11 protein-coding genes are annotated in these 13,648 nt (G+C 49.5%); 2 read left to right on the forward strand and 9 right to left on the reverse strand.

The window, feature by feature from the left end; translation table 11 throughout:
- Positions 1-15 precede the first annotated feature (15 nt).
- From CLFS41_RS18545 to CLFS41_RS18565, 5 genes are all read right to left on the reverse strand, one after another.
- Positions 16-954 carry a GerMN domain-containing protein gene (locus CLFS41_RS18545; RefSeq protein ID WP_007870319.1) on the reverse strand — a complete coding sequence of 313 codons (939 nt, stop codon included), beginning with the start codon at positions 952-954 and terminating at the stop codon, positions 16-18.
- A complete protein-coding gene (locus CLFS41_RS18550; RefSeq protein ID WP_007870323.1) occupies positions 951-2,420 on the reverse strand; it encodes a HAMP domain-containing sensor histidine kinase in 1,470 nt (489 codons plus the stop codon). Before CLFS41_RS18550 ends, CLFS41_RS18545 begins: the two co-directional genes overlap by 4 nt.
- Positions 2,421-3,290: a DegV family protein gene (locus CLFS41_RS18555; protein WP_045093115.1), complete on the reverse strand. Its 870-nt coding sequence runs from the start codon at positions 3,288-3,290 to the stop codon at positions 2,421-2,423.
- A 15-nt stretch (positions 3,291-3,305) separates the two neighbouring features.
- Complete coding sequence (locus tag CLFS41_RS18560) at positions 3,306-5,081, reverse strand: ABC transporter ATP-binding protein (protein WP_045093174.1); 1,776 nt, start codon at positions 5,079-5,081, stop codon at positions 3,306-3,308.
- A 101-nt stretch (positions 5,082-5,182) separates the two neighbouring features.
- A complete protein-coding gene (locus tag CLFS41_RS18565) occupies positions 5,183-6,076 on the reverse strand; it encodes a LysR family transcriptional regulator (RefSeq protein ID WP_007867730.1) in 894 nt (297 codons plus the stop codon).
- 150 nt (positions 6,077-6,226) lie between these two features.
- Here CLFS41_RS18565 and CLFS41_RS18570 point away from each other — a divergent pair, with 150 nt between their 5' ends.
- The gene (locus CLFS41_RS18570; protein WP_007867736.1) at positions 6,227-7,507 is read left to right on the forward strand and encodes a cation:proton antiporter; all 1,281 of its coding nucleotides are present in this window, start codon (positions 6,227-6,229) and stop codon (positions 7,505-7,507) included.
- 160 nt (positions 7,508-7,667) lie between these two features.
- On the opposite strand, the gene gpmI is transcribed toward CLFS41_RS18570, so the two are convergent.
- The 4 genes from gpmI to gap all read right to left on the reverse strand — a co-directional run bounded on the left by gpmI (position 7,668) and on the right by gap (position 12,465).
- A complete protein-coding gene (gene gpmI / locus CLFS41_RS18575) occupies positions 7,668-9,209 on the reverse strand; it encodes a 2,3-bisphosphoglycerate-independent phosphoglycerate mutase (RefSeq protein WP_045093116.1) in 1,542 nt (513 codons plus the stop codon).
- A 107-nt stretch (positions 9,210-9,316) separates the two neighbouring features.
- Positions 9,317-10,069 carry a triose-phosphate isomerase gene (gene tpiA / locus CLFS41_RS30795; RefSeq protein WP_007867741.1) on the reverse strand — a complete coding sequence of 251 codons (753 nt, stop codon included), beginning with the start codon at positions 10,067-10,069 and terminating at the stop codon, positions 9,317-9,319.
- 30 nt (positions 10,070-10,099) lie between these two features.
- Complete coding sequence (locus tag CLFS41_RS30800) at positions 10,100-11,317, reverse strand: phosphoglycerate kinase (RefSeq protein WP_007867743.1); 1,218 nt, start codon at positions 11,315-11,317, stop codon at positions 10,100-10,102.
- A 116-nt stretch (positions 11,318-11,433) separates the two neighbouring features.
- Positions 11,434-12,465 carry a type I glyceraldehyde-3-phosphate dehydrogenase gene (gene gap, locus CLFS41_RS18590; RefSeq protein ID WP_007867757.1) on the reverse strand — a complete coding sequence of 344 codons (1,032 nt, stop codon included), beginning with the start codon at positions 12,463-12,465 and terminating at the stop codon, positions 11,434-11,436.
- 373 nt (positions 12,466-12,838) lie between these two features.
- Here gap and CLFS41_RS18595 point away from each other — a divergent pair, with 373 nt between their 5' ends.
- Entirely contained in the window at positions 12,839-13,648 is an 810-nt protein-coding gene (locus CLFS41_RS18595; RefSeq protein WP_045093117.1) for a histidinol-phosphatase HisJ family protein, read from the forward strand.

Here is a 13,648-nt window from a genome sequence, read left to right on the forward strand (position 1 = left end):
CTCACCCTGATGTTTTTACTGCGCCCCCTCTATATAATCCTGGCTTTTCTCAAAGGGGGTGTTCAGGGATATCACATCCCGGAACATCACGTTCTGGGAGCCGTTAACCATGATCTGTACCTTGGTCACTGTGGTCATCTCGGACAATGAATCCACAATGGAATAAATGGGCACATACTCGCTTACCGGCAATGAGGTGTTCAGAAATGCGGAATCAAAATTAATATAACACACATTGTCAGTGACGGACAAGCTTAAGATCTTGCAGTCAGAGGGCAGGGTGGGATGACGGCCTTCCTGGCCCGGTCCTGCTATAAGCTGTTCCACCACCAGCTGTTCCAGGGATGTGTTGATATTGTGCACCACTTCCCTCTTTTCCTCCAGCAGCTTATTCCCTGTTTCATCTGCAAAATACAGGGTCAGCTCCGTCTTCTCATATGCGTTCACATTGCTGGTATTCATAATGAAATCAGTGGATGCCAGCATACCCACAGGGTTTCCCTGGCGGTCCATAAGGGGCTGGTCACCACAGTAAATATTGATATAATCCACCCCCGGGATCTGGGTCAGCGTCCTGGTCAGGGCTGCCCGGCACAGGATCTCCCGTTCCGGCTTCATACCCGTATAGTTCACATCAAAATACAGGTACAGAACCTGTTCCTCCTGACGGCTGCCCTGATAGGCCACCTTGTCTATGAGCGCGGCCTGGCAGTCCAGCTCCTTGGGGACATGGAGGAATTGTTCCATCAGTTCATCCACCAGCGCCTCCTTATCCGTTGCCTCTGCCTCATACTCCCTGGGAACCAGCTTGGTTGTGGCTGTATTCAGATAATAGATCAGGTATTTGCCTTCCTCCGGGGTCGGTCTTGGCATCTCCTTTTGACTGCATCCCGCCAGAAGGCCGGACAATATCACAGACAAAAACAGTATTTTCTTTATTCCGGCTCCACTCATGACTTCACCTCCTGCCGCAGCACATAGGTAAGGGGAATCCTCATACTGAACGTAGTCCCCTCTCCCGGCGTGCTCTCCACGTCAATGATGCCATGATGCATCTGTATCACGTTTTTCGCAATGGCAAGGCCCAGGCCTGTGCCTCCTACTTCCCTGGAACGCGCTTTATCCACCCGGAAAAAGCGCTCGAAAATATGCTCCAGGGCATCCTCAGGAATGCCGATCCCAGTATCCGTCACCTTTACATAGAAATACTTGTGATCCGCGTCCAGGGTAACCCGTACATTGCCGGAATCCCTGTTATATTTGATCGCATTTTCCACCAGGTTGGTGATGGCCAGGGATATCTTCACACGATCCACATCTGCTGTCACTTCCCGGATACTTTCCAGGACCAGCTCCACATTTCCCCGCTTTGCAATGGGACGGAGGCGCTTGAGGATCAATTCCAGTTCCCCATTGATATTCACCTGTTCAATGTTCATCTGGCTTTCCGCTGATTTATCCATCTTAACCAGGGTGAGCAGATCCTCAATGATCTGATTCTCCCGGTCAATCTCATCTGAGATATCTGTCATGAACTCCCGGTACAGCTCCACCGGCACCTCCTCCATTCCCATCAAGGAATCCGCCAGTACACGGATGGAGGTAATGGGTGTTTTCAGTTCATGTGATACATTGGACACAAATTCCTGCCGTGACTGGTCCACTGCTTTCAGCTTGCTCAGCGATTTCTGGACAGCCTGGGACAGCTGTGTCGTCTCCCTGTAGGTGTTCTCCGTAATATCCGCATCCAAGTCCCCCTGGGCCACCCGGTCAAAGGACAGCTGAAGCTTCTTAAAGGGCCGCATCAGAATATGTACGGCCACCACTGCCAGAACTCCCATGGCAAGACAGATAAACACAAGGAATAAGTTGGATTTACCCATCACCTTATCGGTGAGGGAAAGGATATTCTCTGTTGATGCAGTAACCACGATAACCCCGTAAATGTTCTTCTCATTGGCCGGATCATACACGGGAATCGTCTGTGCCAGGTACTGCATGTCCTTATTATAGTGGCTGCTGTTCTCACCTTTAAAACATTTGATGACTTCTTCCGAAATATAGAACTTTCCTGTTGAAAGGTTGAAGGTGTCTGTGATCACACGGAAATTGGAGTTTACGATCACGATCCTTCCATTATACACATCGGAAATCGCCTGCATCTGGCTGTCCAGTGCAGTATTGTTCTTTTTCTCCGCCGTCATATAGCCTGAGCGGGTCATCTTGTTGCTCAGGATCACACACTGGTTCTGGATCTCAATGGTCCTTGCATCCAGCTGTCCCTGATTAAATGACCCCAGCATCACCACTGCCTGAAGAAACAGTGGGATCAGCGCCGCAGCGATCATAATGATCGCCAGAGGCACTTTCATGCTCATGCCATAGGTACGGATCTTATCCATAAATTTCACTTTGGGCACTTAATCCAGCTCCTTTAACATTCCGGTACACGCAACAGCCAGAGCCCCCGGCCCTATATGGCAGCCAATGCTCAGTGAAAGAGGGGCCACAAATACAGGGGCTGACGGATACAATTCCCTGACCGTTTCCTTCAGCTCTTCCGCCGCATCTTCATTGCATGTATGAGCGATCTGCAGGTAAGTATGGAATGCGTTCTTATCCCCCAGCCGTTCCTCCAGATCATGGGCAAGGGCCGTCAGCATAGTAGTCCTGGCCTGCTTCATGGTCCTGGCCTTGGAAAATGCATCCAGCTTTTCGCCCTCAATGGTGAGCACGGGCTTGATCTTTAACAGGGTTCCAAGAGCCGCGGCGGCAGGGGTAATCCTACCACCCTTTCGCAGATACTTCAGCGTATCTACCGTAATATAAATAATACTGTTAAATTTGGTTTCTTCCAATATATTCTTAATTTCCCCGGCCCTGTAACCTTTTGCCGCCAGATCCCTGGCATCCAGAGCCGACTGCCTCTGGGTCACGGAAATGCGCTGGTTATTCACCACCTGCACCCTGCCGTCATACTCATCAGCCAGCATCATGGCTGTCTGGCAGGAACCGCTTAACCCGCTGGACATGGGAATATATACAATCTCATCATATTCTTTTAACAGGTTGTCCCACAACTCCAGAACATCCTTGGGAGACGGCTGGGACGTGGTAATGTCCGCCCCCTCCTCCATCCGTTTATAAAACTCCTGATGGGTCAGGTCAATGCCCTCATAATACACTTCCCCATTAATCATAAAAGGCATGGGAAGCACATGGATTCCCAGCTCCCTTGCTTCATTCTGCGTAACTCCGCTGTTGCTGTCCGCAACAATAGCAATACTCATACTATAAAATCTCCTTTATGCAATTCCCTGATTTAATCGGTTCGCTGTGTTGTACAGCTGATAATACATTCCCTTTTTTTGAAGAAGGGCCTCATGGTTTCCTTCCTCCACGATCCTGCTGCCGGACAGCACAAGGATCCTGTCCGCCCCCTGTATGGTGGTAAGGCGGTGGGCGATGGTGAATGTGGTACGCCCTTTTGCCAGCTTTTCCAGGGATTGGGATACAAGGAATTCACTCTCATTGTCAAGAGCAGAGGTGGCCTCGTCCAGGATCAGGATAGCAGGATTCTTTAGGAACACTCTGGCAATGCTGATCCGCTGCTTCTGTCCGCCGGACAGCTTCACGCCCCTCTCTCCCACATACGTATCATATCCATCCTGGAGCTCGCTGATAAACTCATGGGCTCCCGCCATCCTGGCTGCCTCAATCACTTTCTCTCTGGACGCCCCGGGACATCCGTAGCTGATATTCTCATAGACAGAACCTGAAAACAGATACACATCCTGCTGAACCACACCAATGTTGGACCGCAGGCTGCGCAGGGTCACCCCCCTGATATCCTGGCCGTCAATGGTAATACTTCCTGAAGCAGCATCATAAAACCTGGGCAGCAGGTTGCACAGAGTGGTCTTACCCCCTCCGGAAGGTCCCACCAGAGCAATCCTCTCCCCCGGCTCTACTGTTAAATCAATATCCTGCAATACAGGCGCATGATCGCCCGGGTAGGAAAAACTCACATGGTTAAAGACAATTTTCCCCTTCACGTGTTCCAGCATCTTCGCATTCCTGCAGTCCCTTATATCAGGCACAACATCCATGATCTCCTGAAAACGTTCAATTCCCGTCATACCGCGCTGAAACTGCTCGGCAAACTCAATGATCCTTCGGATCGTGGTGAGAAGCGTGGTTACGTACAGCGTATAGGCCACAAGATCTCCGGCCTCTATCTTCCCCTGTATCATAAAAATGCCTCCGGCCACAATAACCACCACATACATCAGACCGTCAAAGGATCTGGTGGTGATCTGAAATGCAGCCATATAACGGTACGTATATTTTTTAATATCCATAAAAGCCTGATTGCCTTTTCCAAACTTGGCAATCTCCACCGGCTCATTGGCAAAAGCCCTTACAACCCTGTTTCCAAGAAGAGCGTCCTCAATCTGGGCATTGAGTTCTCCGATCTGGTTGCGCTGTCTGCGGAAGGCTTCCTTTACTTTCATGTTAAACCAGATGCAAGACACCACCATAACGGGGATCAGCACAAAGATCAGCAGGGTCAGTTCCAGATCGATTTCTGAAAGGATGATAAACGAAACCACTGTCTTAAGGGCGGCAATAAAAAACTCCTCGGGACAGTGATGGGCAAACTCTGTCACATCAAAAAGATCACTTGTAATACGGGACATGATCTGTCCCACCTTGGTGCTGCTGTAATAACTATCAGACAAGCGCTGAAGATGCTCAAATGCGTCCTGGCGCATGTCTGTCTCAATGTATACCCCCATCACATGGCCGGTGTAAGCCATATAGTAGGCTGCAAAGGAATCGATGATCCGAAGCACCAGATACAGACCGCCGATCCTCACCACAACGCCCACCGTGATCGCGGCAAGGTCCTGCATTCCCTGATTTGTAATATAGCGCAGCATAAGCGGAAACACCAGCTCCCCTAATGTGGTCAGGGCAGCGCAGAATAGATCGAACAATAAAATCCCTTTATATTTGCCGTAGTAAGGCAAAAAACGATTTAGAAGCCTTCTTGTCCTCATACCCCTCTTTTCACTCACATCAACCGACTCCTGTTTTGTTCCGCCCGTGCCATTTAACATTGCCTGTGATATAAAGCACTATCTTTCATTCTATCCTATTTCCCAGAAAAATGGAAGGGCTATTTTGCCTTCAGATGTTCATAAATCAACCGTATATTGTCAATCAGCTCCGGATGGATGAAATCCTTCTGATAAACCATGTCGATCTGGCGCACCATGGTGGAATTCTCAATGGGGATGATCGCCAGCCGTCCGCTGGCAAGTTCCTCGCGGCACGCGCTTTTTGCGATGATCGTTATCCCCAGATCCATGCTTACCAGCTCCTTGATCATGGACACATTATCCAGTTCCATCATAACATTAAATTCAGAGAGGCTCATATCCCTGGCACCCAGGTGCTTTTCAAACAGCTGCCTTGTGCCTGCACTCTGGCTCCTTAATATCAGCTTCTCATGGCGGATTTCCCGCAGGGATACGGTCTTGGCCCTGGCCAGCCGGTGGATGGGGGATACAGCCAGACACAGGTAATCCGTGTCCAACGTGGTGGTGACCAGGGCGTCATCCGGCACTGCGCCTTCCACCACTGCAAAATCAAGCTCATACGCCTTTAAGCGGGTATAAATTTTTTGAATGGTATTAACACCAATATTTATATGTATGCCGGGATTCTCATTGCAAAGGGTGGCCAGTACCTGGGGAATGATGGTCTCGCCTGCGGTTGGCGTGATGCCCACATTCAGGTGGCTGGTCTCAGTCTTGCTGTCCTCAATAGCCTGCCACGCATTGCTGTACACAGCGGCTGCCCTGCGGGCGTACTGGACCAGGATCTTACCCTGGGGTGTCAGTTTTAGTTTGTTTTTGTCTCTATAAAATATTTTAATGTCGAACTCATTTTCCAGCATACGTATCTGGTGGCTTACGGCCGGCTGTGTCAGATTCAGCTTCTGAGCAGCCTTGGTATAACTTCCAGTCTCGATCACCGCCAGCAACGTATTAACTTTTACATCAAACACAGTCCCGTCCCCCTCCAAAATATAAATATTTTTTATGTACCAATTAATTAATATCATTTGATTTTATCACCAAATACTACTATAATCAAGCAAAACAAAAAAGGAACAGGGTAAAAATATACGCCCTGTCCGCAGAAAGGAGTGTTCCATATGGCACTGTATTTATCAAATCTGGGGGCAGCAGGAATCATATTAAGCATCGCAATCATGCTGGCATCCGGCTTTCTGCTGACTCGTATCACAAAGAGGCTTCACCTTCCTAATGTTACCGGTTATATTATTGCGGGAGTCATCATCGGGCCCTGGTGCCTGAATCTGGTTCCCTCACAATATATAGAACAGATGGACTTTGTCACGGATTTAGCTCTTGCGTTTATCGCGTTTGGGGTGGGAAGATATTTTAAGCTCTCCGCTCTGAAGGCAAATGGAAAAAACATGGTTATCCTCACGCTGTTTGAGTCGCTGATGGCCGGCGTGTTCATTACGGTTTCCATGCTGCTTTTAGGATTGTCCCTGTCCTTCAGCCTTCTTCTGGGCGCCATTGGCTGCGCCACAGCACCGGCCTCCACCATTATGACCATCCGTCAGTACAAGGCCAAAGGCCCATTTATTGACACCATTCTTCAGGTGGTAGCACTGGATGACGCGGTAGCGCTGGTGGCCTTCAGTGTCTGCGCTGCATTTGTTCAGGCAAGTTCAGGTACCGGAGCCGTGTCCATTTCCCAGGTAGTCATTCCCGTGCTGCTCAACATAGCCGCACTTGTCATGGGCGCTGTTTCCGGGATCGTACTCAGCCGGATGATCAACAAACGCCGCAGCAAGGATCACAGTCTGGTCCTGGCCTGCGTTACCATCATGGGCGTGGCAGGTGTCTGCTCATCCATGAATGTTTCGCCCCTTTTGGCCTGTATGGCATCCGGCACAGCCTACATCAATGCCAGCGGCAACAAGCATCTGTTTAAGCAGCTGAACCAGTTTACACCGCCCCTTTTGGTAATGTTCTTTGTACTGTCCGGAATGCGGCTTTCCATCCCCAGTCTGGCTGCCGCAGGCACCATTGGCGTCATCTACTTCCTGGTGCGCATTGCAGGCAAGTACGCTGGTTCCACCGTAGGGGCAGCCGTTATCCATGCATCACCGGAGATCCGCCGCTACTTTGGCCTGGCCCTGATTCCCCAGGCAGGTGTATCCATTGGCCTGGCGGTTCTCGGCCAGAGAATGCTTCCCGCTGAAAGCGGGCTCATGCTGTCCACCATCATCCTGTCCAGCGGACTGCTCTATGAGATGGTCGGACCTGCTTGCTCCAAGATAGCCATAAAACTGTCCGGAAGTATACCGGATAAGGAAAAATGTACAAAAAAAGAGAAGAAGGGGGATGGAGGTGAAATGGAGGAGACTGTTTCTGCGCAGGCAAGGCATGTGGTGGTTTGAGGGATTGGAATAAAGCCGCGGGACTGGCCTGCATGGGTGAAGGACGGATCATAATAATGAAACAGCCGGAAATAATGCTGCTGGCCAAAATTAATTGGTGGATGCGGCTTTATTTCCGGCTGGCTTTGTGTTTCATGTCAGATAGGAGTAAATTTCGTGATTATTTTACCAGGAGTGACGTTCCGGTCATCTCCCCCGGCTGCTCCATGCCCATAAGTTGGATCAGGGTAGGGATGATGTCACACAGTGCTCCGCCTTCGCGCAGTTTGTAAGAAGGATCTGCATTGACCAGGATAAAAGGCACCGGGTTGGTGGTGTGGGCTGTAAATGGCTCGCCTGTCTCATAATCCACCAGCTGCTCTGCATTTCCATGGTCAGCGCAGATGAACATAACGCCATCCACTTCCTTAATGGCTTCCACCGCACGGCCCACGCATACATCCACGGTTTCAATTGCCTTGATGGCAGCTTCCTCCACACCGGTATGTCCAACCATATCCGGGTTTGCAAAGTTGATAATGATCACATCATATTTGCCGGACTTGATGGCTTCCACCAGCTTGTCGCATACGCCCAGGGCACTCATCTCCGGCTTCAGGTCGTAGGTGGCAACCTCCTTGGGAGACGGCACCAGGATGCGGTCCTCTCCGGGATTCGGCTCCTCTACGCCGCCGTTAAAGAAGAATGTAACATGGGCGTATTTCTCAGTCTCGGCAATCCTTACCTGGGTCTTGCCGTGAGCGGCCAGGAACTCACCGAATGTGTTGGTGATTCCTTCCTTCTTAAATGCAACCAGCTTATTCTCAATGGTCTCATCATAATCAGTAAAGCAGACAAACACAAGATCCAGTTTTTTGTCTCTTGCAAAGCCATCAAAATCATTATCACAGAACGCACGGGTGATCTCTCTTGCACGGTCCGGACGGAAGTTGTAGAAAATCACGGAATCCCCATCCCCGATCACGGCTGTTGGCTTTCCGTCTTTTTCCACTACAAAGGGAACCACGAACTCATCCGCTTTGCCTGCGTCATAGGATGCCTGGATGCCTTCAGTCGCGCTGGAAGCAGTATTTCCCCGCCCCTTTGTCAGTGCATTGTAAGCAAGTTCCACACGGTCCCATCTCTTGTCACGGTCCATGGCGTAGTAGCGCCCCATAACGGATGCAACCTCTCCCACGCCGATCTCCTTCATCTTGGCTTCCAGCGCAGCCACATATCCCTTGCCTGACTCCGGAGGCGTATCACGTCCGTCCAGAAAGCAATGGACATATACCTTTTCCAGGCCGTTTCTCTTAGCCAGATCCAAAAGGCCGTAGATGTGCGTGTTGTGGCTGTGCACTCCGCCATCGGACACAAGGCCGAACATATGAAGTGCGGAATTATTTTTTTTGCAGTTTTCCACAGCCGCAAGGAATTCCGGGACCTGGAAAAAGTCGCCATCCTGAATGGATTTTGTGATCCTTGTCAATTCCTGATAAACAATGCGGCCGGCGCCCATATTGAGATGTCCAACCTCAGAGTTTCCCATCTGTCCTTCAGGAAGTCCCACTGCCATTCCGCTTGCCTCACCCTTTACAAAAGGGCACTGGCTCATAAGCTGGTCCATGACCGGTGTCTTTCCCTCACACACCGCATTATGGTCACAGTTGTTGTTAAGGCCGTAGCCGTCAAGTATCATTAATACTGTTGGTCTCTTGCTCATAGTTCATATCTCCTTCTACTTTCATTCTCCTGGAAAGAGCAGCTCTCCTGGAAAGAATTAAACCCTGCAGCCCGTCTGACCCGGCCGCAGGGCAATCATATCATTTATTACTTATTGTAGTTGACGATCTTTCCAAAATCAGGCTTCAGGGATGCGCCGCCAACCAGTCCGCCGTCAATGTCAGCCTGGGTAAAAAGCTCAGGAGCGGAGGAAGCTGATACGGAGCCGCCGTACTGGATACGGATGGCCTCTGCTGTTGCCTCATCATAAATCTCGCCAATACATGCACGGATTGCCGCACATACTTCCTCGGCCTGCTCCGTGGTTGCAACTTTACCAGTGCCAATGGCCCAGATCGGCTCATAGGCGATCACAGCCGTCTTGGCCTGGTCAGCGGTCACATTGAGAAATGCGATCTTGATCTGCTGACGGATCCAGTCAATGGTAATCCCCTGTTCCCTCTGGGTCAGTGACTCACCACAGCAGACAATGGGGGTGATCCCATGCTCAAATGCCTTAAGCACCTTTTTGTTCACGGTCTCATCTGTCTCGGCAAAATACTCACGCCTCTCAGAATGGCCGATGATCACATATTTAACTCCGGCATCTGTGAGCATGTTAGGAGCGATCTCGCCTGTGTAAGCGCCTTTTTCCTCATAATACATGTTCTCAGCGCCGATACAGATGTTGCTTCCCTTGGCAGCTTCCATGGCCGGTATGATGTCAATGGCCGGAACGCAGAATACTACGTCCACATCGTCATTTGCTACCAGTGGTTTTAACTCGTTAACCAGAGCAACTGCCTCAGATGGCGTCATGTTCATCTTCCAGTTGCCTGCGATAATTTTCTTTCTTGCCATATCAAATCCCCTCTCTTTGAACGGACGCGATCAGTCCTTGTTGTCAGCTGCAGCCACACCCGGAAGTTCCTTGCCCTCTAAGAATTCCAGGGAAGCGCCTCCTCCTGTGGAGATGTGTGTCATCTTGTCAGCAAAACCAAGTCTCTTGACAGCATTCACGGAATCACCGCCGCCAATCACTGTGGTAGCATCCGCCAGATCTGCCACTGCGCGGCATACTTCCAGTGTTCCCTCAGCAAAGTTGGAGAACTCGAATACGCCCATGGGTCCGTTCCAGACAACCGTCTTTGCGCCCTTTAACGCATCCTTATAAAGAGCAATTGTCTTTGGCCCGATATCAAAGCCAGACCAGCCGGCATCGATCACATCCACTACCTTATGCTCTGTCTCATTGGAAAATTCCTTACCCTCTACATGGTCAACGGGAAGCAGCAGCTTAACCCCCTTCTCCTCCGCCTTTTTAACCATCTCCAGAGCGTAATCCAGCTTATCTTCCTCACATAAGGAATTGCCGATCTCCTGTCCCTGTGCCTTGGCAAAGGTATAAGCCATGCCGCCGCCAATAATCAGGGTGTCAACCTTATCCAGCAGGTTATTGATCACATTGATCTTATCGGAAACCTTAGCTCCGCCCAGGATCGCAACAAAGGGGCGGACCGGATTCTCAACAGCCTGGCCTAAGAATTTGATCTCCTTTTCCATCAGATAACCAACCACGTTCTCCTTGGTATATCTTGTAACGCCCACGTTGGAGCAGTGAGCCCTGTGTGCGGTACCAAACGCGTCATTTACAAAGATACCATCGCACAGATCAGCCAGTTCCTTAGCATATGCCTCGGTAGCGGCATCGCCGTCTTTAAATTTTGTCTCTTCGATCCTGTAACGTGTGTTCTGCAGCAGAAGTACTTCACCGTCCTTTAACTCAGCGGCAACTTTCTGTGTCTCCGGTCCTGTAACCTTGGCATCATCCACGAATTTCACTTCTACGCCCAGTCTCTCGCTCAGCGCGGGAGCAACCGGTGCAAGGCTCATCTCCGGCACAGGTTCACCCTTGGGCTTGCCCAGATGGGAGCAGAGGATCACCTTAGCGCCCTGGTCAAGCAGCTTCTTAATGGTTGGGATGGCACCGTCAATACGGTTATAGTTCTGGATCACCCCTTCTTTTAACGGTACGTTGAAATCACAGCGTACCAGTACTTTCTTGCCCTTTAAATCTTTTAAATCATCCACAGTTTTCTTATTTAACATGGTTATGTTCCCCTTTCAGTGTCATGAGATTTTTTACTCGCCATATCCAATGGGATAAAAAGGATCCGGTCCAAACGACCGGACCCTTCATGAGTCTACTTAATGCTTAATTCAGATTAGCCTAACTCAGCAAAGTACTTAATGGTTCTTACCATCTGGCTTGTGTAAGAATTCTCATTGTCATACCATGAAACAACCTGAACCTCATACAGATCATCAGCGATCTGAGCTACCATGGTCTGAGTTGCATCAAACAGGGAGCCGAATCTCATACCGATCACGTCAGAGGAAACAATTGCATCCTCATTGTATCCGAAGGACTCACAAGCAGCAGCCTTCATTGCGGCATTGATATCTTCCTTGGTAACGCCAGCCTTCTTAACAACAGCTGTAAGGATAGTGGTGGAACCGGTCGGTACCGGAACACGCTGTGCGGAACCGATCAGCTTGCCGTTCAGTTCCGGGATAACCAGACCGATTGCCTTAGCTGCGCCGGTAGAGTTAGGAACGATGTTGGCTGCGCCAGCTCTTGCTCTTCTTAAGTCGCCCTTTCTGTGCGGTCCGTCCAGGATCATCTGATCGCCTGTGTAAGCATGGATGGTGGACATGATACCGCTCTGGATCGGAGCGTAATCATTCAGAGCCTTAGCCATAGGAGCTAAGCAGTTTGTTGTACAGGAAGCTGCAGAGATGATCTTGTCATCAGCTGTCAGAACATTCTCGTTAACACTGTATACGATAGTAGGAAGGTCATTGCCTGCCGGAGCAGAAATAACAACTTTCTTAGCGCCGGCCTCGATGTGTGCCTGAGCCTTGTCCTTAGAGCAGTAGAAACCTGTACACTCCAGAACTACGTCAACACCGATTTCGCCCCATGGAAGATCAGCAGCCTTTGGTTCCTTGTAGATGGTAATCTTCTTGCCATCAACAGTAATGGAATCCTCTCCAGCCTCTACAGTGTGCAGACCCTGGCCATAGACGCCGGCATATCCGCCCTGTGCTGTATCGTACTTTAAGAGATGAGCTAACATCTTAGGATCGGTTAAGTCATTGATTGCTACTACATCGTAACCTTCTGCTCCGAACATCTGACGGAAAGCCAGACGTCCAATACGTCCAAAACCATTAATTGCTACTTTTACTGCCATGATTCAATTCCTCCTAGTTTGTTAAAAATTATATTATTGTTAAATAATAATCAACCTTATTACATTGTAATCAATTTCTCAGCAAATGGCAAGTCCTTTTTTCATTTTTTCGCAGGACTGGCTTTTTCTGGAAATTTCTTTCATCCCCTGCCCCTGTACGGGCCTAAAGTCCCCTGAATTTCCCACTATCCATTATGCCACGCCTTGGAGCACTCTTATTCATTTGTTGATAAAATAAAATCTTTTCTTTCGGGAACTTTCTGCTATAATGAACCTAGAGCGTGCCTGGGTGGAACTAAATGTCCACACGCTCCGGCAAATTTTATTTCATATAATAATGCCTATTTAGTAATAACTACAAGGAGAACCTTCCATGATTTACGACTGTCATCTGCATACTGAATTTTCCGGTGATTCCGATACCCCCGTGCGCCGGCAGATTGAACGGGCCATCCGGCTTGGCATGATGGAAATGTGCATCACTGACCATCATGACTATGATACCAGCTTCTGCGACACCAACTTTAACCTGGATATACCGTCCTATCTCACTGTCCTTCAAAGCCTTAGGAATGAATATAAGGAAAGGATACGTATCAATATAGGGGTGGAACTGGGCCTTCAGAACCACCTGAAACGATATCTTCACAATCTTGAAAAGGAATACGGCTCCTGCTTTGACTTCATTATCGGGTCCAGCCATTTTGTGATGGGAATGGATCCCTATGATTCCGATTACTGGGAAACCTACGGTGAGGAGGATGGTCTGGAGCAGTTTTTTAAAGTATCTTTAAGCCGTGTGCGCAACCTTTATGACACCTTTGATTCCTTTGGTCATCTGGATTATATTGTGCGTTACGCCCCTCATCAGAATTCCTGCTATACCTACCAGCGCTATGAACAATGGATCGAACCCCTTCTCATGGAACTGATCCGGCACGGCAAGGGACTGGAGTGCAATACGGGCGGCTTTAAATACGGTCTGGGACAGCCCAATCCCTGTAGCAGGATTTTAAAGCGCTACAGGGAACTTGGCGGTGAGATCATCACCATTGGGTCGGATGCCCACTCTCCGGAATTCCTGGGCAATGCCTTTGAGGAATGCCGCCGTATCCTGTTAGAATGCGGCTTCCGCCATTATGCGGTATACCATGAAAGGGTGCCGGAATTTCACCTGCTGTAA

The sequence above is a fragment of the Clostridium sp. FS41 genome (assembly GCF_000954015.1).
In the GTDB taxonomy this organism is placed as follows: Bacteria; Bacillota; Clostridia; order Lachnospirales; family Lachnospiraceae; genus Enterocloster; species Enterocloster citroniae.